This window comes from Denitromonas ohlonensis, assembly GCF_007625205.1.
GTDB classification, from domain to species: domain Bacteria; phylum Pseudomonadota; class Gammaproteobacteria; order Burkholderiales; family Rhodocyclaceae; genus Nitrogeniibacter; species Nitrogeniibacter ohlonensis.
Window position 1 is genome coordinate 1 of the sequence record NZ_VMNI01000033.1, and the last position, 23012, is coordinate 23012.

Here is a 23012-nt window from a genome sequence, read left to right on the forward strand (position 1 = left end):
GACTTGGTGGAGTCAGCCGTCAGGCGATGGGTCGAGCAGGTCGGTACTGAGCAGTCGGGGCAGCCCGGAATCGGCAAGGCGCTGACGCCGGAGCAGCAGCGCATTCGCCAACTCGAATCGGAGAACCGCCAGCTTCGCCAGCCCGCGTAGGGCGGAAAAGCGAAGCGCCTTCCGCCACCACCACCGCCGTATCCGCCACCACCACCGCGAAAACCACAACGAACTACGCTTTGAATGCCCGACTACCGCCGAAACCGCATCCCGGGCGGGTGCTACTTCTTCACGGTCAACCTGCTCGACCGCGACAGCGATGCGCTGGTGGTACACATGGACTTGCTGCGCAATGCCGTTCGAAAGGTTCGCTCGCGCCGTCCGTTTCACATCGACGCGTGGGTGGTGCTGCCTGACCACATGCACGCGGTGTGGACGCTGCCGCCGGGCGATAGCGATTACTCCGGCCGCTGGCGGGCGATCAAGATTGCCTTTGCCAAGGCGCTGCCGAAAACGGAATGGCGATCACCGAGGCGCATTGCGAAGGGCGAGCGAGGCATCTGGCAGCGTCGGTTCTGGGAGCATACGATCCGCGATGAAGCCGATTACGCTGCGCATGTGGATTACGTTCATATCAATCCGCTCAAACACGGGCTCGTCGAAGCGGTAGGCGATTGGCCGCACTCATCGTTTCATCGCTGTGTCGCGCGGGGTGTTTATCCGGGCGATTGGGGTGGTGCTGGTGCGGTTGTTGTTGGGCATGGTGAAAGGGGTGAATGATTGCTGTGGTGTGGGATGGCGGAAGGCGCTTTGCTTTTCCGCCCTACACGCGAAGCCGCTTCCGGCCGCCGTCACACCATCCCCCGCCACCGCCTTCGTCGCACCCTGATACAAAGCCAGTCGCAGCAATGCTGCATCGCAACATCGTTTACCTGTAGTGTGTATACCGTTCATTCACCCACTTCCTGACGCCTGCGCACGCATCCGTGCCGGGCGAACTGACGGAAAGGAGGTCGATATGCGGATCAAACCCTTCTCCAATCGAAAGAACATCAGCCTGGCCTTGCAGGGCGGTGGCGCGCACGGGGCGTTTACCTGGGGCGTGCTCGATTACCTACTCGAAGCCGGCCAGCTCGATTTCGACGCGGTGAGCGGAACCAGCGCGGGCGCGATGAACGCGGCGGTGCTGGCGCAGGGGCTGATGGCGGGCGGGCCCGACGGGGCGCGTGAGGCGCTGGCGGCTTTCTGGAAGGCGGTGGCCAGCAGCGTGCCTTTTGATGTCACGGTGCGCACGCTCGATGGCGACAGCGGCACCCTGGCGCCGGCGATGAAAATGATGATGATGTGGGCGAGTTTCTTTTCGCCCTACGAACTCAACCCGTTTGACCACAACCCCTTGCGCGACGTGGTGACGAAGCAGATTGACTTCGAACGCCTGCGGCGCGAGAGCCCGCTGCGCTTGTTCATTGCTGCCACCGAGGCCAACACGGGCCGTCTGCGGCTGTTTCGTGAGCGGGAACTGACCGCTGACGCCCTGCTCGCCTCGGCCTGCCTGCCGTCGGTGCATCACAGCATCGAGATCGATGGCGAGCACTACTGGGACGGCGGTTTCGCGGCCAATCCAGCGGTGTTCCCGTTGTTCTACACGGGCAAGAGCCGCGACATCCTGCTGGTGCTGATCAACCCCATGCGCCACAGCAAGACGCCGCGCAGCGCCGATGAGATCCGCACGCGCAGCATGGAGCTGGGCTTCAGTGCGAACTTTCTGCGCGAGATGCGCATGTTTGCGCATGCCCGCGAGTTTGCCGAACAGCAGCCGTGGTGGTCGCGCGGCCGGCTGGAGCGTCGCCTGCTGTCGACTCACTTCCACCTGATTGAAGCCTCAGAGGTGATGAGCCAGCTGTCGTCCGAATCCAAGCTGTCGGCCAGCGGGTCGTTTCTTGAACTGCTGCGCGACCTGGGCCGCGAACGCGCGGCGCAGTGGCATGCGGCGTCGGGCCACCATGTTGGCGATCGCTCGTCGGTTGAGGTGGCCGGCTTGTTCGGTGCTAGGCCTTGAAGTGGTCGATGAACACCCGCAGCCGCGGCGGCATGTTCACCCGGCTGGGGAAATACAGATAGAGCGAGCCGAGCGGCAGCGCATAGGCGTCGAGCACCGGCACCAGCCGGCCACTGCGCAGATCCTCGGCCACCATCGATTCGACCGTCTGCACCAGGGCCTGGCCGCTGCGCGCCAGGTCGATCTCGGCGGCGAGATCATTGATGATGTAGCGACCGCTCACATCCACTTCCAGCGGTTGTCCGTCGCGCTGGAACAGCCAGCGCGACAGCCGGCCGCTGGTGGCATAGCGGTAGCGCGAGCACTCATGACCGGCGAGGGCATCGGGGCTGTCGGGCACCGGGCGCTGCGCGAAATAGGCTGGCGCAGCAACCGTGACCAGCCGTGTCACCCGCCCCAGCGGTAGCGCCACCATATCGGCGGCGATCTGCTCGCCCATGCGCACGCCAACATCGAAGCCCTCCGCCACCAGGTCCACCAGATGGTCGTCGAGCGCGAACTCCACCCCCACCTCCGGATAGCGCGCCGAAAATTCTGCCAGCCGCGGCAGGAAGAAACGCGCAAAAGCCATGCGCGGCAGTGTGATCCGTACCATGCCCGCCGGCTGGCTGCGGCTGTGTTCGACGGTATCGAGCGCGCCACCGAGCTGCGCCAGCCCCTCGCGCACCCCGTCGAGCATGGCCGCGCCTTCCTCCGTCAGCCCCACCCGGCGCGTGGTGCGCGCCAGCAAGCGCACATTGAGGCGTCGCTCGAGCGAGCGCACCGATTGCGACAGCGCCGAGGCCGACACGCCCAGTTCCTCGGCCGCACGGCTGAAGCTGGCATGGCGCGCCACGCACTCGAAAGCGACTAGTGCGGGCAGCAGGGTCGGATTCAGTTTTAAGCTCATCTTAATAGACCGTTTTACATTAGGCGGTCGATCTTAATACCTAATCATCCTATGGTGCACCAATGATGGCCCGCAGAGGCTGCCCCCCCAACCCCAGGAGAGAACCCATGATTCGCTTCACCCTCAACGGCAAGCCGGTCAGCACCGACTTGCCCGGCGACACCCCCTTGCTGTGGGCGGTGCGCGACGGCTTCGCGCTGACCGGCAGCAAGTTCGGCTGCGGCATGGGCCTGTGCGGCGCGTGCACCATGCATGTCGACGGCACCCCGGTGCGGTCCTGTTCGACGCCGCTGTCGGACATCGCCGGCAAGACCGTCACCACCATCGAGACCGTCGGCGCCGACCGCGTCGGTGCCGCCGTGCAACAGGCCTGGCAGAAACTCGACGTGGTGCAGTGTGGCTACTGCCAGTCCGGCCAGATCATGTCGGCCACCGCCCTGCTGCACAGCAACCCCAAGCCCACCGATGCCGACATCGACGCCGCCATGGCCGGCAACGTGTGCCGCTGCGCCACCTATGTGCGCATCCGCGCCGCCATTCACGAAGCGGCCCGCACGCTGGCCTGAGGAACGCGATCATGACGACCCGACATACCCGCATCGAAAACCTCTCGCGCCGCGACTTTCTCAAACAAGGCACCGGCCTCACCCTCGGCGTGCTCCTGCCCACCGTGCCTGCCCAACTGCTGGCCGCCGGCGCCGGGCCGGGCATCGCCGGCGATGGCCCGGTGGCGGCCGCCAGCTTCGCCCCCAACGCCTTCGTGCGCATCGGCGCCGACGACACCGTGACCGTGATCGCCAAGCACCTCGAGATGGGCCAGGGCAGCCACACCGGGCTGGCCACGCTGGTGGCCGAAGAGCTCGACGCCGACTGGGCGCGCGTGGTAGTCGAAGGCGCGCCGGCCGACGGCGCCCGCTACAACAACCTGTTCTGGGGCAAGGCCCAGGGCACCGGCGGCAGCACCGCGATTGCCAACTCCTTCATGCAACTGCGCCAGGCCGGTGCGGCGGCGCGCAGCATGCTGGTATCGGCCGCGGCGGCCGAATGGCAGGTGCCGGCCGGCGAGATCGTGGTGCGCGAAGGCGTGGTGAGTCATCCGAAGACACATCGCCAGGCCCGTTTCGGTGCGCTGGCCGAGGCCGCCGCCCGCCAGCCAGTGCCCGAATCGCCGACGCTCAAGGATCCGAAGGACTTCCGCCTCATCGGCCGCCACGCGCCACGCAAGGACAGCCTGGCCAAGACCACCGGGCAGGCGACATTCACCCAGGACATGCAGCTGCCCGGCATGCTGGTGGCCGTGGTGGCGCACCCGCCGCGCTTCGGCGCCACGGTCAAGTCGATCGACGACAGCGCCGCGCGCAAGCTGCCCGGGGTGGTCGACGTGGTGCGCATCCCCTCCGGCGTGGCCGTGCTCGCCCGCGACACCTGGCGCGCCAAGCAAGGCCGCGACGCACTGAAGATCGAATGGGACAACACCGCCGCCTGGCGCGGCAGCAGCGCCGCGCTGGTCGAGCGCTACCGCACGCTGGCCGCCACGCCCGGCCTGCCCGCACGCCAGGACGGCGACACCGAGGCCGCGCTGGGCACGGCCGGCCGTGTCTTCGAGGCGGAGTTCGTCTTCCCCTACCTCGCCCATGCCGCCATGGAGCCGATGAACTGCGTCATCCGCCTCGACGCCAATGGCTGCGAGGTGTGGAACGGCGAGCAGCTCCAGACGCCCGACCAGCACGCCCTGGCCGCCCTGCTCGGCCTCAAGCCCGAGCAGGTCAAGCTCAACATGCTCTTCGCCGGCGGCAGCTTCGGCCGCCGCGCGGCGCCCGACTCGGACTACTTGCTCGAGGCCGGCCACATCGTCAAGGCCATCGGCGGCCGGGCGCCGGTCAAGCTGGTGTGGATGCGCGAGGATGACATGCGCGCCGGCCACTACCGCCCGCTCTACCTGCACCGCCTGCGCGCCGCGCTCGACGACGCCGGCCGGCCGCTGGCCTGGTCGCAGCGCATCGTCGGCCAGTCCATCATCGCCGGCACGCCCTTCGAGCCGATGCTGGTCAAGGACGGCATCGACGCCACCTCGGTCGAGGGCGCGGCCAACCTGCCCTACCGCGTGCCGAATCTGCAGGTCGAGCTGCACACCACCAATGCCGAGGTGAAGGTGCCGGTGCAATGGTGGCGCTCGGTCGGCTCAACGCACACCGGCTTCGCCACCGAGGCCTTCCTCGACGAGCTGGCCACGGCGGCGGGCGCCGACCCGGTCGACTACCGCCTCGCGCTGCTCGACGCCCACCCGCGCCATGCCGCGGTGCTGCGCCTGGTCGCCGACAAGGCCGGCTGGTCGGCCCCGCTGGCCGGGCGTGACGGCGTGCGGCGCGGGCGCGGTGTAGCGCTGCACGAATCCTTCAACACCATCGTCGCCCAGGTGGCCGAGGTGAGCGTCGCTGCCGACGGCGCGTTCAAGCTCGACCGCGTGGTGTGTGCGCTCGATTGCGGCGTGGCGGTCAATCCGGACGTGATCCGCGCGCAGATGGAAGGCGGCATCGGCTTCGCGCTGGCCGCGGCGCTGACCGGCGAGATCACGCTCGAGGACGGCCAGGTGGTGCAGTCCAACTTCCACGACTACCCGGTGCTGCGCATCGACCAGATGCCGGCGGTGGAGGTGCATATCGTCCCCTCGGCCGAAAAACCCACCGGCGTGGGCGAGCCCGGCGTGCCGCCGCTGGCCCCCGCGCTGGCCAACGCCCTGTTCGCCGCCAGCGGCAAGCGCATCCGCCGCCTGCCGATCGGCGACCAGCTCAAGGCCTGAGCCTCATGGACAGCCTCGATCTGGACGTACTCACCCGCGCGCGCGACTGGCTCGCCGACGGCCGGCGGGTGATGCTCGCCACGGTGGTGCGCACCTGGGGCTCCTCGCCGCGCCCGCCCGGCGCCCTGCTGGCCCTGCGCGACGACGGCCGCGCGGTGGGCTCGGTGTCCGGCGGCTGCATCGAGGACGACCTCATCCGCCGCCTCGCCGCCGACGGCCTGCCAACCCGGCCGCAAGTGGTCAGCTACGGCGTCGGCGCCGAGGAAGCGCGCCGCTTCGGCCTGCCCTGCGGCGGCACCATGGAACTGGTGCTCGAACCGCTGGACCGGCCCGCCCCGCTCGATACGCTGCTCGCCCGCCTCGCCGCCGGCGAGCTGGTCGAACGCCGGCTAAGCCTCGCCAGCGGCGCGGCGCAACTCGCCGCCGCGCACCCCGAGCAGGGCCCCAGCTTCGACGGGCGCACGCTGGTAAGCGTGTTCGGGCCGCGCTACCGGCTGCTGCTGATCGGCGCCGGCCAGCTCTCGGCGATTCTCGCGCGCATGGCGCTGGCGCTCGACTTCGCCGTCACGGTGTGCGACCCGCGCGACGAGTGGCGGGAGGAATGGGCCGTGCCCGGCACCACACTCAGCCGCGAGATGCCCGACGACCTCGTCATCGCCCTGCGCCCCGATGCCCGCATGGCCGTCATCGCCCTGACGCACGACCCCAAGCTCGACGACCTCGCGCTGATGGAAGCGCTGCGCACGCCGGCCTTCTATGTGGCCGCCCTCGGCTCGCGCCGCAACAACGCGGTGCGCCGCGAACGGCTGCGCGAATTCGATCTCGACGAAGCGCAGGTGGCCGCCCTGCGCGGTCCGGCCGGGCTCTACATCGGCAGCCGCACACCGGCCGAGATCGCGGTGTCGATCGCGGCCGAACTGGTGGCCGTCAAGAACGGTGTGGCGCCCGAGCGCGTGCTGCCGGTGGCCGAAGCCAAGGCCGCGCTGGACGTGGCCGCGGACACGCTATCGGCCTGCCGCAGCGGATGAGCCCGCAAGGCATCCTGCTCGCCGCTGGCTTCGGCCGGCGCTTCGACCCCGAAGGCCAACAGGACAAGCTCCTCGCCCCACTCGCCGACGGCCGCCCGGTGCTATGGCACAGCGCCCGCGCGCTGGCCGCCGCCCTGCCCGACAGCCTCGCCGTGATCCGCCCCGGCCAGCCGGCGCGCGCCCACTGGCTGCGCGAAGCCGGCTGCCGCGTGCTCGAAGCGCGCGCCGCCGAGGCCGGCATGGGTCACGCCCTCGCCGCCGCTGTGGCCGCCAGCGCCGACGCCGATGGCTGGGTTGTCACCCTCGCCGACATGCCCTGGCTCCCCACCGCCGCCATCCGCGCCGTGGCCGCCCGCCTCACCACCCCGAGCACCGTCACCGCCCCCCGGCACGCCGGCCGGCGCGGCCACCCGGTCGGCTTCGGCAAGGCGTGGCGCGAACAGCTGATAGCACTCGACGGCGACCGCGGCGCCCGCGCAATCGTGGGCGCGACCGCTGTAAGCCTGTTCGATTGGGATGACGCAGGCGTGCTGCGCGATGTCGACACGCGGGACGACCTGGTCGATCGCGGTACAGTCTGACCTTCTGTGGCGGGCCACGTTAACGACCTGACCGGGCACAGCCACCAGCGGATCGAGAGGAGCGTCATGAATTTGAAGCGGGTCCGGCTGAGCGAGGTCAGCGTGTCCGACCTCGTCGCGCTACACAACACCCCGGGCGTCCTGCGCCATATGCCACTGGCCGGCGCGGTGTTCGACGAGGCGCGCTGCGGGCAATGGGTCCAGGCCAAGGAAGCGCAGTGGACCACACACGGTTATGGCCCGTGGGGTCTGCTCATCGACGACGCGTTCGCCGGGTGGGGCGGCTTTCAGTGCGAACAGGGCGACGCGGATTTTGCGCTGGTGCTGTCGCCTGCCTACTGGGGCTATGGCCGCCCCATCTTCCAGCATTTCATCCGGCTGGCCTTTGACGACATGGGGCTTGAGTCGGTCACCGCCCTGCTCCCGCCGAGCCGCGGCCACGCCAGCGGCTTGCGCCGCTTGGGGTTTGAACCCGACGGCTCGGTGCGGATCGACGGGGCGGTGTTTTGCCGCTACCGGCTGCGGGCGCCGGGCTGATCGAAACACCGACCGGTAAGCAGACGCGCATGCTCACATCCGGGGAAACCGATGGTGGTGAGCGGGACAAAGCGGGCGATCGTCAGCGCCACAAACACCGCCTCGATTAAACGAAGCCGGTCGCCGCTACAAGGAAACCCTCGGCTGGGCCACGCGCAGGGAACGCGCCGTGCGCTGAACCGCGCACACCGCGGCGCTCACGCCCGACAACAGGTCATCACCGCCTCCATCGCCGGGCTCGCGCTGGCGGGCGTGCATCGGTGCAGGCAGGCCGTGCGACACCCATTGAACGCCATGAACGCGGCGAGCGCTTTGGACAAGGCCTGCGCGAATTCTTCGATTCTGGTCAGCCGGGGTTCGAGCACGAGGTGGTGCACATGAAGCACCGAGGCGTGTCGCTCGGCCTTGCAGTCCATCCGCGCAACCAGTGCGCCGCCCCACAGAATGGGCAGCGAGAAATAGCCATGCTGGCGCTTTGCCGCCGGCACGTAGCACTCCAGCAAGTAGTCGAAATCAAACAGCGCCTGCATGCGCTTTCGCTGGATGAGGAGGTTGTCGAAAGGCGAGAGGATGTGGAGCCGGCTGCGCCGCAGGGGCTTGTTCAACAAGGCCAGCGACGCCGGTAGCGCATGGTAGCGATGCGCGCCGACACTGATCGGGACCACTGCCCCGCTCGCCACCATGTCCCGCAACACGGCGGCCACACGCGGCTTGGTGTTCTTCTGCAGATAGCAGACTTCCGCCGCCTGCCCCAGCCCGTTGGCCTGCAGATAGCGCGTGATCAGGAACCGCGCGTGTTCGTCTGGCGTCGGCAGACGGGTGTCGACGCCCTCGGGCAACACCCGCTCGGTCAAATCGTAAACCTTGTGAAAATTGACCCGACCCGAAATCATCAGCTCACCCTGCATGAACAGGTATTCCAGCGCACGCTTGGCCGGCTTGCTCTTCCACTCGCCGAGCGTGCTGCCGGTGTGCTCGAAGTCCTTCGCCATCAACGGCCCTTCGGCGGCGATGCGTTGCAGCACGGTTTGCATCAGCGGCTTATCACGTTCGTACCAGTGACGCTGCGCGCCGCTGGCCGTCGCGTGCTTGCGTGGCAGGCTGAACCGGTAGTCGCGCATGGGCAGATAGGCCGCGGCATGCGACCAGTATTCAAAGACCTGCTTGTCGGCCACCAGTTGCTCGAGGTGCGACGGAACGTAGCCCGGATTGCGATTCCACAGCGTGTGGTGATGGGCGCGCTGAACGGCCGAAATGGTGTCGATCTGGATGTACCCGAGGTGCTCGATGGCCGACAGGGTCGCGGCCATCGGCGAGCCCACCGGCTTGCCCGGCGGCAGCCGCTGGGACAGCAGGACCAGCTTTCTGGCCTGGTCAATCGAGAGGGACTCAGTCATGGTGTTGGCGGGTAAATCGGCGGTTGCGGGCGCACGCCCCTGGCAGCAACAGCTTACCCCGCCAGCACCGCCACGGCCTCCCCCGACGTTTTCCAGGCGGCGATACCGCCCGCCAGATGCCGCGCGTCGACGCCCATCGCGCGCAACGCCTCGGCCAGCCCCTGGCTGAGCTCATGTCCGTGTGCGCAATAGAGCACGACGAGACCATCGCTCAGAACGGCGTCCTTCCAGTCCAGCCACAGCGCCGGGTCTTGCCAGCGACCGCCGGCAATCTCGGTGCCGTCGTTTTGCCGCGCGGCGGCGCGGCGCACGTCGATGAGCGTGTGCGCAAGACCACCGCGTTGCCAAAGCGCCAGTTCTGCGGGGGTGATGTGGCTCATGGCGATCTCCTATTGGAACAGTGACAGCGCGAGGCCGACCACCGCGCAAGCCGCGATGACCGGAATCACCCCGGCCTTGAAGCGCAGCAAGGCGACCGCCGCACCGAGGGCGATCAGCGCGGCGACGCCGTCGAAATGGCCGGCGAGACCTTCGGGCCACAGCACGTGGTAGCCAAAGAACAGCGCCAGGTTGAGCACCACGCCCACCACAGCGGCAGTGATGGCGGTGAGCGGCGCGGTGAGGCGAATCTCACCATGAGTGGATTCGACCAGCGGCCCACCCGCGAGGATGAACAAGAAGGACGGCAAGAAGGTGAACCAGGTCACCAGACACGCCGCCACCGCACCAGCAAGAAACAGCGACTCCGGCCCGAACACGGCTTTGACATAGCCGCCCACGAAGCCGACAAACGCGACGACCATGATCAGCGGACCCGGCGTAGTTTCACCCAGCGCGAGGCCGTCGATCATCTGCGTGGGGGTGAGCCAGCCGTAATGGCCCACCGCGCCCTGATACACATAAGGCAACACGGCATAGGCGCCGCCAAAGGTGAGCAGCGCGGCCTTGGTGAAGAACCAGGCCATCTGCGTGAGCGTGTGGTCCCAGCCGAGGCCGGCGATGAGCAGGCCCATCGGCACCAGCCACAGCACCGCGCCGGTGCCCGCCACCGCCGCAAGACGTGACCAGCTGAATCGCGCATGCGCGGGCGGCGGCGTGTCGTCATCGATGAGCGCGCGGCCATAGTCGGCTCCGGCTTTGCCATGCCCGCCGCCGGCCGCAAACACCAGCGGTGCGACACGACCACCGATAACACCGATCACCGCCGCGCCCAGCACAATCGCCGGGAACGGCACATTGAGCGCAAAGATGGCGACGAAGGACGCCCCGGCGATCGCCCACAGCACATTGTTCTTGAGCGCGCGCGAGCCAATGCGGTGCGCTGCCTGCAGCACGATGGCCGTCACCGCCGGCTTGATGCCGTAAAACAGCCCGGCCACCAGCGGTACGTCGCCAAAGGCGATGTACACCCACGACAGCCCGATGAGAATCAGCAGCGAGGGCAGCACAAACAGCGCGCCGGCCACCACCCCGCCCCAGGTCCGGTGCATGAGCCAGCCGATGTAGGTGGCGAGCTGCTGCGCCTCGGGGCCGGGCAGCACCATGCAATAGTTGAGCGCATGCAGAAAGCGCCGCTCCGACAGCCAGCGGCGGCGCTCGACCAGCTCCTGGTGCATGATCGAAATCTGCCCGGCCGGCCCGCCAAAGCTGATGAAACCGAGCTTGAGCCAGAACAGCACGGCGTCACGAAAGCGCACCGCGGCGGGGGCATCGGCGGTGTCTTGCTCGGCCGGGGAGGTCATCTGGCTCATGACGCGGACGCGCCCGATTCGAAACGGGTGAGCAAGGCGTCGAACACGCCGCCGGCCGCAGCGAGCAGCGCATCGTCGTCGGCGATGCTGTCGCGCAGCCCCGCCAGAATGCTTTCCACGCCGGTCGCTTCGGGCGGCTGCACGCCGCCGACGTCGAGGTAGTGCACCACCAGCGCCAGGCGCTTCAGAGCCGGCTGCGCAAGACCAAAACTGGTCATCAGCACCTCAAAGCTCACCTGCCCGCCCATGTGGCTGAAACGCGCGCCATCGAAGTCGAAGCCGAGCGCGTCGTCGGGGCAGTCGGCAGGTGCGGCCAGCCACAGCAGGGTCGCGGCGGGGTCGATAAAGCGCCGGATCAACCATGCACAGGCGAGCCGATCGACCCACGGCCGCTGACGCGTCGCCCAGCGTCGGCCCTGAAATTCGGCGATGTTGAGCGACTCGACCCGGCCGGAAACGGCGAGGGGCTCATCGGGCGACAATACCCGCGCGGTGTCGAGCTCTAGCGATTGCAAGGCGGCGTCCACCTGCCGCTGCGCTTCGCCGGGGAAGAAATCGATGGCCGCCAGCGCGGCAAACGCCTTGCGCAACTTGCGCACCTGCTTGATCGCCGCCGCCACCGTGTCGGCCGACAAGCCCTCGCGCAGCGTCGCCACCTCGCCCAGCAAGGCGGCGTAGTCGTCTCGCCGATCAAACAGGTGGGCAAACTCGGCGCCAGCAACATCTTCCACGCGCAACACATGCGCCATGCCGCCGCCCTCGCGCACCTCGGTGGCGATGGCGTCGAGCGTAGCGGCGCAGGCGTCGCGCTTGGGCATGAGGTAGACGCCGTCGCGCAACACCGCCGCGCCAGACTGTTTCAAGCCACGCCAGGCCCGCATCCGGACGGTGGCGTTCTCGGTGGGCAGACTGAGGATGAGTGCGAGCCATTGATTCATGAAACAAACACTACAACCATGTAGCGTTTACTTCAATATTTATTTTCTGACAACAGACCGCTCAGACTGGCCTAGTCTGAAGTGACAGATCGAGACCAAGGACGATCGCCACTCTGGCGCCTCGCCTTCGCCGCCTTCCCAAAAGTCACAAGGAGCACACCCCATGACCCCGACACCGATTGGCGACTTCCATGTCGCACCAACCGATCTGCCATGGAAGGTCCTGCGCGAGGGCTATCACTTCAAGCTCCTGAGAACCTGCCCTGTCACCGGCACCTGGGTCGCGCTATTTCGCACCGTGGCCGGGGCGTCGGTGCCATCGCACAAACACATCGGCGCAGCCGAGTACTTTGTTTTAAAGGGAAAGATCGAGATCCGGGGCGGCGCCGAACGCGGCGGCATCACGGCGAGTGCCGGCGACTACGGCTACGAGCCGAACGGCATCATCCACGAACAAACCTATTTCCCGGAGCCCTGCGAATACCTGTTCATCAACCACGGCCCACTGCAATATCTGGACGCCGAGGGCAACACCGCCATGGTGCTCGACTGGATGGGAGTTCAAGCTAAGTGGGATGAGGCGCCGGTGGCCGAATAGCCCAAGGCATAGTCACCGCTGGCCAGATACCGCTGCGCCCAGGCCGCGATCACCTCCGCCACGTAGATGGCGTCGGCGCGCTGGCTGAGCAGATGGTCGGCGCTGTCCAGACTGACGAAACTCTTGGGATGCTTGGCCCAGCCATAAATTCGGGCAGCGTTGTCGATGCCGACGATAGCGTCTTGCGGCGAGTGAAACACCAGCAAGGCTTTACGCAACCCGGCCACGGCGCGTTCGAGTTTGGCGGCTTCGATGTCATCGAGAAACTGCCGGCGAATGCGGAAGGGCCGGCCAACCAGCCGTACGACCGCCTCGCCTTCGCGCTCGATTTCGTCCCGCGCGCTTTCAAAGTGATGCGCCACATGCGCCGGATCGGCGGGTGCGCCGATGGTGCAGATCGCCCGCGCGCCCTCAATTTGCGCGGCCGCCGCGAGCACCGCCGCACCGCCGAGTGAATGGCCGATGACGATGGCGGGCTCGGCCAGCGACTGCTTCATGTAGGCGGCCGCGCCGACCAGATCCTGCACGTTGGACGAGAAGTTGGTGTTGGCAAAGTCGCCATCGCTGGCGCCCAGGCCGGTGAAGTCGAAACGCAGCACGGCAATGCCTTGCGCGGTGAGTCCCTCTGCAATGCGCGCGGCGGCAAAGATGTCTTTGGTGCAGGTAAAGCAGTGGGCAAACAGCGCGTAGGCGCGCGGTGGCGTGTCGGGCAGATCCAGCCGAGCGGCGAGGTCGGTGCCAAAGGCGCCGGGGAAGCTGATTTTCTGGCTTTGCATGAGCGGCTCCGGTCAATGGCCGCACGCCACGCTGGCGGGTCAATACGCCGAGCGAACGCGCGATACCCTCAAGAGACGGCGCAGCCCCCCGGATGATTACAGCCGATTGGCAAGGCCCTCGCGTGGCAACTCCACGGTAACTCATATGCGGCCAAAGAAAAACGGCCTCGATGAGGCCGTTTCCTTTTCAAGCGCGCGACCGGCTTACCAGCTCGCATCCCGATCCGGCGTGGCCGAGATCTTGTGGATGGTGAGGTCGGCGCCTTCGTATTCTTCTTCGGCATCCAGGCGCAGGCCAGACACGGCCTTGATTGCGGCGTACACCACGTAGCCCCCAACGAACGCGAAGACCACGCCGGCCAGCGTACCAACGAGCTGGCTCATGAAGCTGACACCGCCCATGCCGCCCAGCGCGGTCGAGCCGAAAATGCCGGCCGCGATGCCGCCCCAGGCGCCGCACAGGCCGTGCAGCGGCCAGACACCGAGCACGTCGTCGATCTTCCAGCGGTTCTGGGTGAGGGTGAACATATAGACAAACATCGCACCGGCAATCGCGCCAACCGCCAATGCACCAATCGGGTGCATGAGATCGGAGCCGGCACACACGGCCACCAGGCCAGCGAGCGGGCCGTTGTGCACAAAGCCCGGGTCATTCTTGCCTACCACCAAGGCTGCAATCGTGCCGCCAACCATGGCCATGAGGGAGTTGACCGCCACCAGCCCGCTGATGCCTTCGACCGTTTGCGCGCTCATCACGTTAAAGCCGAACCAGCCCACGGTGAGGATCCACGCGCCCAGCGCGAGGAAGGGAATGCTAGAGGGCGGGTGCGCGGAGATGGCACCGGCCTTGTTGTAGCGACCATGACGGGCGCCGAGCAGCAGCACCGCCGCCAGCGCGATCCAGCCGCCGACCGCATGCACCACGACGCTGCCGGCAAAGTCGTGGAAGGTGGCGCCAAAGCTGGATTCAAGCCAGGCCTGGAAGCCGTAGTTGCTGTTCCAGATCAGGCCTTCGAAGAAGGGATAGACCAGACCGACCAGCAGCGCGGTCGCCACCAGCTGCGGGTAAAAACGTGCCCGCTCGGCGATGCCGCCCGAGATGATGGCCGGGATGGCGGCGGCGAAAGTCAGCAAGAAGAAGAACTTGACCAGGTCGTAGCCGCTGCGCGCGGCCAGCACATCGGCCCCCTGGAAGAAGCTGACGCCATAGGCGACGGCGTAGCCAATGAAGAAGTAGGCGATGGTGGAGACGCTGAAATCGACCAGAATCTTGACCAGCGCGTTGACCTGGTTTTTACGCCGCACGGTACCCACTTCGAGAAACGCGAAGCCGGCATGCATGGCAAGCACCATGATGGCGCCCAACAACACGAACAGGACGTCACTGGATGTCTTGAACTGCTCCATGGAAATGCTCCTTTTGCACAATAGGGGAGCATTTAGCAGATCACGTGCCAGTCTAGCTTTTAAGCAAAATCAGTTACTTACAGAATAACGCCCCAAGACAGCGCATTCCAGCAGCACCAATTCAGTGCATCAGGCCGCCCGCCAGGCCCCATCAGCGTGCATGCATGCCAACAAATGCGTCATCTCGGTGCGAGGCCCTTGGGCAGCAACACCCACATGGCACCGTTCTGTTTCATGCGCCCAGCCTCGGCGCCGGCGGCATCGCCAAAGCCCCAGAAGAAGTCGGCCCGCACGCCACCACGGATGGCGCTGCCGGTGTCTTGCGCCATCACCAGATGCCGCAGGGGCTGGTTGGTGTTGGGGCGTGTGGTGTCGAGAAACACGGGCGCGCCGAGCGGCACGGTCTGGCGATCAACCGCAATGCTGCGCTCGGCCACCAGCGGCACGCCCAGCGCCCCGATCGGACCGTCGTTGTTGTCGGGCAGCGTCCGGAAGAAGACATAGCTGGGGTTCTGATCGAGCAGCTCACGCAGGCGTGCCGGATTGGCGCGTGCCCAGCGTTGAATGCCCTGCATGGAGGCCTCCGACAACTTGAGCGCGCCCTGCTCGACCAGCCACTTGCCGATGGACTTGTAAGGGTGGCCGTTCTGGTCGGCATAGCCGATGCGCAAGTAGCTGCCGTCGGGCAGCTCAACACGGCCCGAGCCTTGCACCTGCAGAAAGAACAGCGCGATCGGGTCGTCCGCCCACGCCAGCACCGGCGCCGGGAAGGCATCGCCCTGTGCGGTGACTTCGCGTCGCGTCCAGTAGGGCACCAGCCGGTTGCCCTCGATGCGGCCGCGCAGGCGCATCGGCTTGAGTTCCGGGTAGACGCTGGCCAGTTCGACCGAGACCATGTCTTGCGGCACGCCGTGAATCGGCCAGGCATTTTGCGCGCTGCGCTCGAGGCTGCCGCGAATCAGCGGCTCGTAATAACCGGTGACCAGCCCGCCGGTGCTGTTGTCGGCGTTGCGCACCTGCCAGGGGCGGAAATTGCGATCGAAAAACTGGCGCACCACGGCGCGCGCGGGCGCGTCGCCGAGCGCATCGGCCTGCGCGCACACGCCAGCCCACGCGGCGTCCTTGCGCAGCACGCGGCAGGAGCGCTGCCAGGCCGGCCAGGCGGCTTCCATGGCATCCGCATTCCAGCCCGGCAAGTCGGCCCAGCGGGCAGCCACCAGCCGGCCGGGGGCCACCGCCGGGCTGGCCACCGGTGCTGACGGCGGCGTCACGGCTTGCGGCTTGGGCGCCACGGGTGCGGGCGCCGGTGCCGGCACCGGCACGGGGGTGCTTTGCGTCACCGGCGGCACCTGCGCGCAAGGCGGACAGTCGGCCACGCGCTCGGTAGCACAGGCAGACAACAACACACATAATCCAGCCACACGAGGCCAGACGGACAGACGAAGGAACATGGCGGACAGATCAGTTACACTCGGTCGAGCGAAGCCGGCAGTATAGCCGTGACCGCCCTTCCCCAACCTGCCACCGGAGCCTGCCATGTGGGTGATCCTGCTGGAAGCCGGCGTTGCGCTGGCATTGTTACTCGTCATTGTCTGGGCCACCTGGCCACGAAAGAAGAACACATCTGATGACTCCGACATCTCCTGAGCTGGCCGCCTTTTTTGCGCGCCTCGAAAAAACCCTGGACCGGCTCGATGCCTGGCTGCCCGCGCCGCCCGCCGCCCCCGACTGGGACAGCGCGATCGCGTTCCGCTGGCTGCGCCGCGGCGCACAGGCGCGGCTTGAGGCGATCCCCCATCCGCATCTGATCCGGGTCGAAGACCTGCAGGACGTGGCCGACCAGATCGCGCGCCTCGACGCCAACACCCGCCAGTTCGTCAAAGGGCGCCGAGCCAACAATGCGCTGCTCACGGGGGCGCGCGGCACCGGCAAGTCCTCGCTGGTCAAAGCCATGCTGGCGCGCTACGCCGACAAGGGCCTGCGCCTGATCGAGGTCGACAAGCAGGATCTGATGGACCTGCCCGAGATCGTCGAACTGGTGCGCACCCGACCCGAGCGCTTCGTGCTGTTCTGCGACGATCTGTCCTTCGAAGACGCCGAGCCGGCCTACAAGGCACTCAAGAGCGTACTCGACGGCTCGCTCGCCGCGGTGCCCGACAACGTCATCATCTACGCCACCTCCAACCGTCGCCACCTGATGCCTGAGTACCACGCCGAAAATCGCGAAGCACACAACGTCGACGGCGAGATCCACCCCGGCGAAGCGGTCGAAGAGAAAATCTCGCTGTCCGAGCGTTTCGGGCTGTGGTTGTCTTTCTACCCTTTCAATCAGGACGCCTACCTCGATATCGTGTGCCACTGGCTGCGCGAGTTCGGCGTGGCCAAGGCCAGGATCGACAAAGCCCGCACTGAGGCCCTGCAGTGGGCGCTGATGCGCGGCTCGCGCAGTGGTCGGGTGGCCTGGCAGTTTGCCCGCGACTACGCCGGCCGGCACGCCAAGTGAGACGCGCATGACCGGCACCACCGCCCCCAAAAAACGCGTCGACGTCGCCGCCGCCGTCATCACCCAACCCGATGGCAGCGTGCTGCTCGGCCAGCGCGCGCCAGGCACCTTCTACCCCGGCTACTGGGAGTTTCCCGGCGGCAAGGTGGAGCCCGGCGAAGAACCGCGCGCCGCGCTGATCCGTGAGCTCGACGAAGAACTCGGCATCACCGTCGACACCTGCTGGCCCTGGCTGATGCGCGAGCACGACTACGAACACGCCAACGTCCGCCTGCACTTCTTTGAAGTGCCCGAGTGGTCCGGTGACATCAACGACCATGTACACGCCGCGCTCGCCTGGGACCACCCCGAGCGCTTCAGCGTCGCGCCCATGCTGCCGGCCAACGGCCCCATCCTCAAGGCGCTGCGCCTGCCGCGCGAGATGGGCATCACCGACGCCGCCCACATGGGCGTCGATGCCCAACTCGCCGCGCTCGACCGCGCCCTGGCCCGTGGCCTCAAGCTGGTGCAGATCCGCGACACCACGCTCGACACCCGCCCGCGCGAGCGCCTCGCCCACAGCATCGTCCAGCGCTGCCACGCCGCCGGCGCGCTGGCGCTGGTCAACGGCGACGCCGACCTCGCCCGACGCACCGACGCCCACGGCCTGCACCTGCCCGCCCGTCAGCTCATGGCCTGCGGCACTCGCCCCGATTTCGAGTGGGTCGGCGCCTCCTGTCACACCCGCGCCGAGCTCGAACACTGCGCCAAACTCGGCCTCGACTACGCCGTGCTCGGCCATGTCAACGCCACCCCCAGCCACCCCAACAGCCCCTCGCTCGGCTGGGCCGGCTTCACCGCCCTCGCCCGATGGCTACCCATGCCGGTATTCGCCATCGGCGGGGTCAGCCTTGAGCACATGGGCGCGGCGCGTGCGGCCGGTGCGCATGGTGTCGCGGGGATTCGGGGGAGTTGGGCCTGAGCGCCAGACTCACCTGAGCTTCAACAGGTCCGCGCCCTCGCACGGCAGAGCGCGCCATCCGGCTTGACCGCTGTCACCAGCGACTGCCCGGCCCATACCCGCCAGCGTCCAAGATAAACCGGCGCCTCCCGCCATTCGCATCTATGGTGGTTTACATGGCGCCGGCATTCACGCTGTTCGCCTTGCACGCATGCCGCGCCGTCGCGACCAGCGGCATTCGCGCCGCCCGGCCCCACACGGCCACACCGGGTGACGAGCACGCGCTGGCCGACATTGGAGGGCACGCAGCATGGCGACCTATATCGCACTATGCACTTTCACCGATCAAGGGATCCGCGCCATCAAGAACTCGGCGGAACGGGCCGACGCCGTCAAGGAGTTGGCCGCGAAGTTTGGCGCGACGATGACACAGCTGTACTGGACGATGGGTCAGTACGACCTGATCGCCACCATCGATGCGCCAGACGATGAGTCGGCCACGGCATTTGCCCTGGCCACGGCCTCGGGCGGCAATGTGCGCCTACAAACCCTGCGCGCGTTCTCGCGCACCGAACTGGCTGGCATTACCAGCCGGCTCGGCTGACGCGCTGATCCCAGGCTTGAGCGGGCGGTGTCCGTCCGCTCAGCAGTGTCAGCTATCCCAGGCGCCTTGCCGCAGACGCGCATTCAGCGTGTCGACAACCTCGGCCCAGTCGGCGTCTTCGGCGATCTCCTCACGCAGAAAAGCCGCCTGGGACGGACTCCAGAACGGCGCTGCCGCGAGTGGAATATGCCCGGCCAGTGGCGCGTGACACGCCACAAAAGTGTCGATACTGGCGGCGTCGTTGGGTAAGCCAAGCTGGGCAAACAAGGCGGACAGAGGATGGACTGGGGTTTCCATACGGTTCTCCTTCCGAAATCGAATTGACATACACCACGCGCACGCAAAGCTTCCGCTCAAGACCTGAGCATCGGCCCAGGGCGCGGGTGTGTCAGGTCGACTCTACGCCGGCTTGGCCGGCGATGCGACGTTACTGATCGTCTTCGAAGCTGTCCGACATGCCATCCGGCGGCTTGGCGGCCGGAATGCGGTAGCTCTCGGAAGCCCACGCGCCCATGTCGATCTGGCGGCAGCGCTCGGAACAGAAAGGGCGGAATTTGTTGTCGGTGCGCCATTCGACAGGCTTGGCGCAGTGGGGGCATTTGACGATGCGGGGGGCGGTATCGCGGGTCATCGGACTCAGAGATTGCACAGCGTGAGTTCGAACTCGACGTCGTTCTCGCACTGGCGGGGTCGGCTGATGGTGTCGGGGCGCATGAAGCGCACGTTGAGCACGTATTTGTTGGCGCTGATTTCGGGCACAGCCTGGGCGCCCAGCTGGACGCGGACACGCACCATCTGGATCGGGCGGCCGCCCATGGTCAGCTGGTAGTTGCCGCGGCAGGCGGTCTGCATTTCGGGTCGGCCACTGGCGCGCAGCAGGCGTAGCACAATCGCCAGACCGTCGCGGATCGGCAGCATCGGGCGAATCCAGCCTTCGAGGTCGCGCCGGCGCGCTTCGACGTCGCGGTTTTGCCAGTGGTAATACGCTGGCAGGTCGAACTGGCAGGCGCCGCCGGGAATCGCGGCGCGGCTGCGGATGCCCATGAGCCAGTCGTTTTCACGCAGGTAGTGGCCGATCTTGCCAGACACCGACAACAAGCCGGCCGTGGCCTGCTCGATTTCGTACAGGGCGCCGCTGAGCGCTTCTTCGGAAATATCGGGGTTGTCGCGGAAGGCGAGCAGCGACTGGCGCTGGCGCTCGAGCTCCTGCAGCAGATCGACCTTGAACTCGGAGCGGCTGGCCACTTCGAGCATTTCGAAGATGGCGGTCAGCGTGACGTGGTGGTCAATAGGCGATTCACCGCGCAGCGTGTGCGCGATACGGGCAAACAGATCTTCCAGCCGGAGCAGGGTGCGGATGCGTTCGTTGAGTGGGTATTCGAAAGTAATCACCGCATGCGCCTGATGGGTTTGCCAACCTCCTGATAATCCGCGCGATGATAGCACAGCGCTTACGCCGGCCTCAGGCGCTGGCGAGCGCGAGATAGCGCTGATGCAAGGCATCGACCTGCCGATGGAGGTGGTCGAGATCGCCGCTGTTGTCGATCACGTCGTCGGCGGCAGCGAGCCGATCGGCCCGCGGCAGCTGCGCCGCCATGATGGCTTCGACTTGCGCGGGGGGCAGCCCCGAACGGCGCATGACACGCGCCACCTGCACCGCCTCCTCGCAATCGACCACGGCGATCCGCTGGCAACGCTGACGGTAGGTGCCGGACTCGATCAGCAACGGCACCACCAGCACCACATAGGGCGCGTCGGCCTCGGCGCATTGACGGTCGGACTCGGCGCGGATCATGGGGTGCAGGATCGCTTCGAGGCGCTGGCGCTCGGCCGGGTGGGCAAACACCCGCGCGCGCATGGCGTCACGGTCGAGCGCGCCATCGGCCGAGATGAGGGCATCGCCAAAGGCGTCACGAATGGCCGGCACTGCCGCGCCGCCGGGGGCGGTGAGCTGACGGGCGATGAGGTCGGTATCCACAATCGCCGCGCCGCACTCGCCAAAGCGATCCGATGCCGCGCTTTTACCGCTACCAATACCGCCGGTCAGCCCGACGATCCAGCGCGTCGCGCTCACGGCAAGCAATCCTCGCGGGTGGCACCAGCATAGGCACCGGCCCATTCAGCCGCGCGCTCGATCAGTGCTTCGGCCGGCCCGCTGATTTCGATGCGATGGGTGGTATCGCCCCGCTCTTCGATGACCACGCCACGCACACCCTTGGCCTGAATGCGGCGCACCTGTTCTTTGGCCGACGCTTCCGACTTGAACAAACCCAGTGAGATGGTCAATGGCCGGGCGCCGTTCTCGCCCACCACAAACAAATCGTTCCAGCCCTTGGCGCGGATCTCGCTGGCGCGGCGCTCGGCCGCGTCTTTGGTGGGATGCGCGGGGATGTGCACCCACCAGGAGGTGACATCGGTGGTGGCTTTGTCGCGCGCGGTGAAGTCCGGCTCGCGCAGCGCCTGCCGCGTGAGCCGATCCGCCGCTTCGTCGTCCAGACCGGCAAAGGCCACGCAGGCTTTCGGTACGCTGACCACCGGCGGTGGCGCTTCGACGACGGGCGCCGGCGGCGGTGCCGGCTCGGGCGGCGGCACGACGACCGGCGCGGGCGCGGGCGCCGCAGCCGAACGCGCCTCGGCCTGCAAGGCCGCAACCGCGGCGTCATCAAGTACCTGAATCTGCTCGGGCTTGAGCTGATTGGTCACTCGCTCAGGCTCGCTGCGCGTGCCGTCCTGACCAAACCAGCCTTGCCAGGCCGCCAGCGCAATCGCGTTGACCAGCACCAGCAGAATGATCAGAAAACGCAGGATCGGCACGCTTGGCTCCTTAACCGACTTTGGGCAGATGCGCCAGCGACGCGGCCACCGCTTCGGCCGGGTACTCGTAGTTTTCGAGCTGGCCGGAGAAGTAGCGGTCGTAGGACGCCATGTCAAAGTGACCATGGCCCGTCAGGTTGAACAGTATCACCTTGGGCTCGCCGGTCTCTTTGCATACCAGCGCTTCGTCGATGGCGGCGCGGATGCCGTGGCAGGATTCGGGCGCCGGGATGATGCCTTCATGGCGGGCAAACAGCACGCCGGCTTCAAAGGTGGCCAGCTGCGGCACGGCCACGGCTTCGACCAGCTTCTCGTGGTAGAGCTGCGAGACCAGCGGCGAATCGCCGTGATAGCGCAGACCGCCGGCGTGGATGCCCGGCGGCATGAAGTCGTGGCCCAGCGTGTACATCTTCATCAACGGCGTAAAACCCGAGGCGTCGCCGTAGTCGTAGGCGTAGGCGCCCTTGGTGAGCGTCGGGCAGGAGGCCGGCTCGACGGCCACGCAACGCAGTTTTTCGGCGCGCTTCTCGCCCGCGATCTGGTCGCACAGGAAGGGGAAGGCGATGCCGCCAAAGCTGGAGCCGCCGCCACAAGGGCCGATGACCACATCCGGGTAGAGGCCGATTTTTTCAAGCTGCTTCTTGGACTCCTGGCCGATCACGGTCTGGTGCAGCAGCACATGGTTGAGCACCGAGCCGAGGGTGTACTTGGTGTCGGCGCGGCCGGCGGCCTCTTCGACCGCTTCAGAAATGGCGATACCGAGCGAGCCCTGGTTCTCCGGGTCTTTCTCCAGAATGGCGCGGCCGGTCTGGGTTTCGTTGGACGGGCTGGCGAAGACTTCGGCACCCCAGGTCTGCATCATCGAGCGGCGGAAGGGCTTTTGCTGATAGCTCACGTTCACCATGAACACCCGCACATCAATGCCGAACATACCGCCGGCAAAGGCGATGGACGAGCCCCACTGGCCGGCGCCGGTCTCGGTGGTCAGCCGCTTGATGCCGGCCTGCTTGTTGTAATAGGCCTGCGGCACCGCGGAGTTGGGTTTGTGCGAACCGGCCGGCGACACGCCCTCGTACTTGAAGAAGATCTTGGCCGGCGTGCCCAGCGCTTTTTCAAGACGCACCGCACGCACCAGCGGCGTCGGGCGCCAGATCTTGTAGATCTCGCGCACTTCGTCGGGGATCTCGATCCAGCGCTGCGAGCTCATCTCCTGCTCGATGATCGCATCCGGGAAGATCGCGCTCATCTGCTCCGGTGTGGCGGGCGAGCCGTCTGGCCCCAGCGGCGGCAGCGGCGCATTCGGCATGTCGGCCGCGATGTTGTACCAGTGGGTCGGGATGTCCTCTTCGGTCATCAAAATGCGTGTCGGCTCGCTCATCGGCGGTTCTCCATTATGTTT

The 23012-nt window shown here is 66.9% G+C and carries 25 protein-coding genes and 1 pseudogene; 12 read left to right on the plus strand and 14 right to left on the minus strand.

The genetic code is table 11. From position 1 onward, the window contains the following. From FHP89_RS21280 to FHP89_RS20430, 3 genes and pseudogenes are all read left to right on the plus strand, one after another. Positions 1-138: pseudogene (locus FHP89_RS21280) on the plus strand (IS3-like element ISKpn18 family transposase); the annotation flags it as partial. A 96-nt stretch (positions 139-234) separates the two neighbouring features. Then, positions 235-771, plus strand: coding sequence for an REP-associated tyrosine transposase (locus tag FHP89_RS20425; RefSeq protein WP_144177669.1), 537 nt, complete (start codon positions 235-237; stop codon positions 769-771). 238 nt (positions 772-1009) lie between these two features. Next, positions 1010-2050 (plus strand): patatin-like phospholipase family protein, encoded by a 1041-nt coding sequence (locus FHP89_RS20430; protein ID WP_144177671.1) that lies wholly within the window; start codon positions 1010-1012, stop codon positions 2048-2050. Here the strand turns inward: FHP89_RS20430 and FHP89_RS20435 are convergent. Then, entirely contained in the window at positions 2040-2939 is a 900-nt protein-coding gene (locus FHP89_RS20435) for a LysR family transcriptional regulator (RefSeq protein ID WP_186300295.1), read from the minus strand. The genes FHP89_RS20430 and FHP89_RS20435 overlap by 11 nt on opposite strands. Before the next feature lie 107 nt (positions 2940-3046). Between FHP89_RS20435 and FHP89_RS20440 the strand changes: the two genes are divergently transcribed. The 5 genes from FHP89_RS20440 to FHP89_RS20460 all read left to right on the plus strand — a co-directional run bounded on the left by FHP89_RS20440 (position 3047) and on the right by FHP89_RS20460 (position 7885). After that, complete coding sequence (locus FHP89_RS20440; protein ID WP_144177675.1) at positions 3047-3505, plus strand: (2Fe-2S)-binding protein; 459 nt, start codon at positions 3047-3049, stop codon at positions 3503-3505. Between the two features lie 11 nt (positions 3506-3516). Continuing rightward, positions 3517-5739, plus strand: coding sequence for a xanthine dehydrogenase family protein molybdopterin-binding subunit (locus FHP89_RS20445; protein ID WP_144177677.1), 2223 nt, complete (start codon positions 3517-3519; stop codon positions 5737-5739). Positions 5740-5744: 5 nt separating this feature from the next. Beyond that, entirely contained in the window at positions 5745-6767 is a 1023-nt protein-coding gene (locus FHP89_RS20450) for an XdhC family protein (protein ID WP_144177679.1), read from the plus strand. Continuing rightward, on the plus strand, positions 6764-7348 hold the full coding sequence (locus FHP89_RS20455) for a nucleotidyltransferase family protein (protein ID WP_144177681.1): 585 nt from the start codon (positions 6764-6766) through the stop codon (positions 7346-7348). The genes FHP89_RS20450 and FHP89_RS20455 overlap by 4 nt, the downstream gene beginning before the upstream one ends. Before the next feature lie 66 nt (positions 7349-7414). Then, positions 7415-7885: a GNAT family N-acetyltransferase gene (locus FHP89_RS20460; RefSeq protein ID WP_144177684.1), complete on the plus strand. Its 471-nt coding sequence runs from the start codon at positions 7415-7417 to the stop codon at positions 7883-7885. A 197-nt stretch (positions 7886-8082) separates the two neighbouring features. On the opposite strand, the gene FHP89_RS20465 is transcribed toward FHP89_RS20460, so the two are convergent. Genes FHP89_RS20465 through FHP89_RS20480 form a run of 4 tightly spaced genes read right to left on the minus strand, consistent with a single transcriptional unit; the run spans position 8083 to position 11971 of the window. Next, the gene (locus FHP89_RS20465; protein ID WP_144177686.1) at positions 8083-9282 is read right to left on the minus strand and encodes a winged helix-turn-helix domain-containing protein; all 1200 of its coding nucleotides are present in this window, start codon (positions 9280-9282) and stop codon (positions 8083-8085) included. Positions 9283-9335: 53 nt separating this feature from the next. Then, complete coding sequence (locus FHP89_RS20470) at positions 9336-9662, minus strand: rhodanese-like domain-containing protein (RefSeq protein ID WP_144177688.1); 327 nt, start codon at positions 9660-9662, stop codon at positions 9336-9338. Between the two features lie 9 nt (positions 9663-9671). Next, the gene (gene chrA / locus FHP89_RS20475) at positions 9672-11024 is read right to left on the minus strand and encodes a chromate efflux transporter (RefSeq protein ID WP_144177840.1); all 1353 of its coding nucleotides are present in this window, start codon (positions 11022-11024) and stop codon (positions 9672-9674) included. 5 nt (positions 11025-11029) lie between these two features. Next, positions 11030-11971, minus strand: a complete 942-nt coding sequence (locus tag FHP89_RS20480) for a chromate resistance protein ChrB domain-containing protein (RefSeq protein WP_144177690.1) — start codon at positions 11969-11971, stop codon at positions 11030-11032. Between the two features lie 163 nt (positions 11972-12134). On the opposite strand from FHP89_RS20480, the gene FHP89_RS20485 reads away from it, so the two are divergent. Beyond that, positions 12135-12569 carry a 2,4'-dihydroxyacetophenone dioxygenase family protein gene (locus FHP89_RS20485; RefSeq protein ID WP_144177692.1) on the plus strand — a complete coding sequence of 145 codons (435 nt, stop codon included), beginning with the start codon at positions 12135-12137 and terminating at the stop codon, positions 12567-12569. On the opposite strand, the gene FHP89_RS20490 is transcribed toward FHP89_RS20485, so the two are convergent. From FHP89_RS20490 to mltA, 3 genes are all read right to left on the minus strand, one after another. Then, positions 12533-13345 carry an alpha/beta hydrolase family protein gene (locus FHP89_RS20490; protein WP_144177694.1) on the minus strand — a complete coding sequence of 271 codons (813 nt, stop codon included), beginning with the start codon at positions 13343-13345 and terminating at the stop codon, positions 12533-12535. The two genes, FHP89_RS20485 and FHP89_RS20490, sit on opposite strands and share 37 nt — an antisense overlap. 204 nt (positions 13346-13549) lie before the next feature. After that, a complete protein-coding gene (locus tag FHP89_RS20495; protein ID WP_144177696.1) occupies positions 13550-14752 on the minus strand; it encodes an ammonium transporter in 1203 nt (400 codons plus the stop codon). A 179-nt stretch (positions 14753-14931) separates the two neighbouring features. Beyond that, complete coding sequence (gene mltA, locus FHP89_RS20500; RefSeq protein ID WP_260851696.1) at positions 14932-16092, minus strand: murein transglycosylase A; 1161 nt, start codon at positions 16090-16092, stop codon at positions 14932-14934. A 287-nt stretch (positions 16093-16379) separates the two neighbouring features. Between mltA and FHP89_RS20505 the strand changes: the two genes are divergently transcribed. The 3 genes from FHP89_RS20505 (at position 16380) to FHP89_RS20515 (ending at position 18799) form a co-directional block, all read left to right on the plus strand. Then, positions 16380-17255: an ATP-binding protein gene (locus FHP89_RS20505; protein ID WP_144177700.1), complete on the plus strand. Its 876-nt coding sequence runs from the start codon at positions 16380-16382 to the stop codon at positions 17253-17255. Between the two features lie 7 nt (positions 17256-17262). Then, positions 17263-18216 (plus strand): Nudix family hydrolase, encoded by a 954-nt coding sequence (locus FHP89_RS20510; RefSeq protein ID WP_144177702.1) that lies wholly within the window; start codon positions 17263-17265, stop codon positions 18214-18216. A gap of 289 nt (positions 18217-18505) precedes the next feature. Then, on the plus strand, positions 18506-18799 hold the full coding sequence (locus tag FHP89_RS20515; protein WP_144177704.1) for a GYD domain-containing protein: 294 nt from the start codon (positions 18506-18508) through the stop codon (positions 18797-18799). A gap of 48 nt (positions 18800-18847) precedes the next feature. Here FHP89_RS20515 and FHP89_RS20520 read toward each other — a convergent pair whose 3' ends face one another. From FHP89_RS20520 to FHP89_RS20545, 6 genes are all read right to left on the minus strand, one after another. Continuing rightward, positions 18848-19096 (minus strand): DUF2789 domain-containing protein, encoded by a 249-nt coding sequence (locus FHP89_RS20520; protein WP_144177706.1) that lies wholly within the window; start codon positions 19094-19096, stop codon positions 18848-18850. A 130-nt stretch (positions 19097-19226) separates the two neighbouring features. Beyond that, positions 19227-19430, minus strand: a complete 204-nt coding sequence (locus FHP89_RS20525) for a DNA gyrase inhibitor YacG (protein WP_144177708.1) — start codon at positions 19428-19430, stop codon at positions 19227-19229. A 5-nt stretch (positions 19431-19435) separates the two neighbouring features. After that, a complete protein-coding gene (zapD, locus tag FHP89_RS20530; protein ID WP_144177713.1) occupies positions 19436-20191 on the minus strand; it encodes a cell division protein ZapD in 756 nt (251 codons plus the stop codon). Between the two features lie 70 nt (positions 20192-20261). After that, the gene (coaE, locus tag FHP89_RS20535; RefSeq protein WP_186300296.1) at positions 20262-20873 is read right to left on the minus strand and encodes a dephospho-CoA kinase; all 612 of its coding nucleotides are present in this window, start codon (positions 20871-20873) and stop codon (positions 20262-20264) included. Beyond that, positions 20870-21613: an SPOR domain-containing protein gene (locus FHP89_RS20540; RefSeq protein WP_186300297.1), complete on the minus strand. Its 744-nt coding sequence runs from the start codon at positions 21611-21613 to the stop codon at positions 20870-20872. The genes coaE and FHP89_RS20540 overlap by 4 nt, the downstream gene beginning before the upstream one ends. 10 nt (positions 21614-21623) lie before the next feature. After that, a complete protein-coding gene (locus FHP89_RS20545; protein ID WP_144177730.1) occupies positions 21624-22991 on the minus strand; it encodes a TrpB-like pyridoxal phosphate-dependent enzyme in 1368 nt (455 codons plus the stop codon). Positions 22992-23012 lie beyond the last annotated feature (21 nt).

Bases quoted from the DNA above. Each gene is read 5' to 3' on its own strand.
- FHP89_RS20430 (WP_144177671.1), top strand. From the start codon at position 1,010: ATGCGGATCAAACCCTTCTCCAATCGAAAGAACATCAGCCTGGCCTTG.
- FHP89_RS20445 (WP_144177677.1), top strand. From the start codon at position 3,517: ATGACGACCCGACATACCCGCATCGAAAACCTCTCGCGCCGCGACTTT.
- chrA (WP_144177840.1), bottom strand. From the start codon at position 11,024: ATGACCTCCCCGGCCGAGCAAGACACCGCCGATGCCCCCGCCGCGGTG.
- FHP89_RS20480 (WP_144177690.1), bottom strand. From the start codon at position 11,971: ATGAATCAATGGCTCGCACTCATCCTCAGTCTGCCCACCGAGAACGCC.
- FHP89_RS20545 (WP_144177730.1), bottom strand. From the start codon at position 22,991: ATGAGCGAGCCGACACGCATTTTGATGACCGAAGAGGACATCCCGACC.
- FHP89_RS20505 (WP_144177700.1), top strand. From the start codon at position 16,380: ATGACTCCGACATCTCCTGAGCTGGCCGCCTTTTTTGCGCGCCTCGAA.
- FHP89_RS20525 (WP_144177708.1), bottom strand. From the start codon at position 19,430: ATGACCCGCGATACCGCCCCCCGCATCGTCAAATGCCCCCACTGCGCC.
- FHP89_RS20425 (WP_144177669.1), top strand. From the start codon at position 235: ATGCCCGACTACCGCCGAAACCGCATCCCGGGCGGGTGCTACTTCTTC.
- FHP89_RS20440 (WP_144177675.1), top strand. From the start codon at position 3,047: ATGATTCGCTTCACCCTCAACGGCAAGCCGGTCAGCACCGACTTGCCC.
- FHP89_RS20515 (WP_144177704.1), top strand. From the start codon at position 18,506: ATGGCGACCTATATCGCACTATGCACTTTCACCGATCAAGGGATCCGC.
- FHP89_RS20450 (WP_144177679.1), top strand. From the start codon at position 5,745: ATGGACAGCCTCGATCTGGACGTACTCACCCGCGCGCGCGACTGGCTC.
- FHP89_RS20470 (WP_144177688.1), bottom strand. From the start codon at position 9,662: ATGAGCCACATCACCCCCGCAGAACTGGCGCTTTGGCAACGCGGTGGT.
- FHP89_RS20460 (WP_144177684.1), top strand. From the start codon at position 7,415: ATGAATTTGAAGCGGGTCCGGCTGAGCGAGGTCAGCGTGTCCGACCTC.
- FHP89_RS20495 (WP_144177696.1), bottom strand. From the start codon at position 14,752: ATGGAGCAGTTCAAGACATCCAGTGACGTCCTGTTCGTGTTGTTGGGC.
- FHP89_RS20465 (WP_144177686.1), bottom strand. From the start codon at position 9,282: ATGACTGAGTCCCTCTCGATTGACCAGGCCAGAAAGCTGGTCCTGCTG.
- FHP89_RS20510 (WP_144177702.1), top strand. From the start codon at position 17,263: ATGACCGGCACCACCGCCCCCAAAAAACGCGTCGACGTCGCCGCCGCC.
- FHP89_RS20485 (WP_144177692.1), top strand. From the start codon at position 12,135: ATGACCCCGACACCGATTGGCGACTTCCATGTCGCACCAACCGATCTG.
- FHP89_RS20490 (WP_144177694.1), bottom strand. From the start codon at position 13,345: ATGCAAAGCCAGAAAATCAGCTTCCCCGGCGCCTTTGGCACCGACCTC.
- FHP89_RS20455 (WP_144177681.1), top strand. From the start codon at position 6,764: ATGAGCCCGCAAGGCATCCTGCTCGCCGCTGGCTTCGGCCGGCGCTTC.
- FHP89_RS20435 (WP_186300295.1), bottom strand. From the start codon at position 2,939: ATGAGCTTAAAACTGAATCCGACCCTGCTGCCCGCACTAGTCGCTTTC.
- FHP89_RS20520 (WP_144177706.1), bottom strand. From the start codon at position 19,096: ATGGAAACCCCAGTCCATCCTCTGTCCGCCTTGTTTGCCCAGCTTGGC.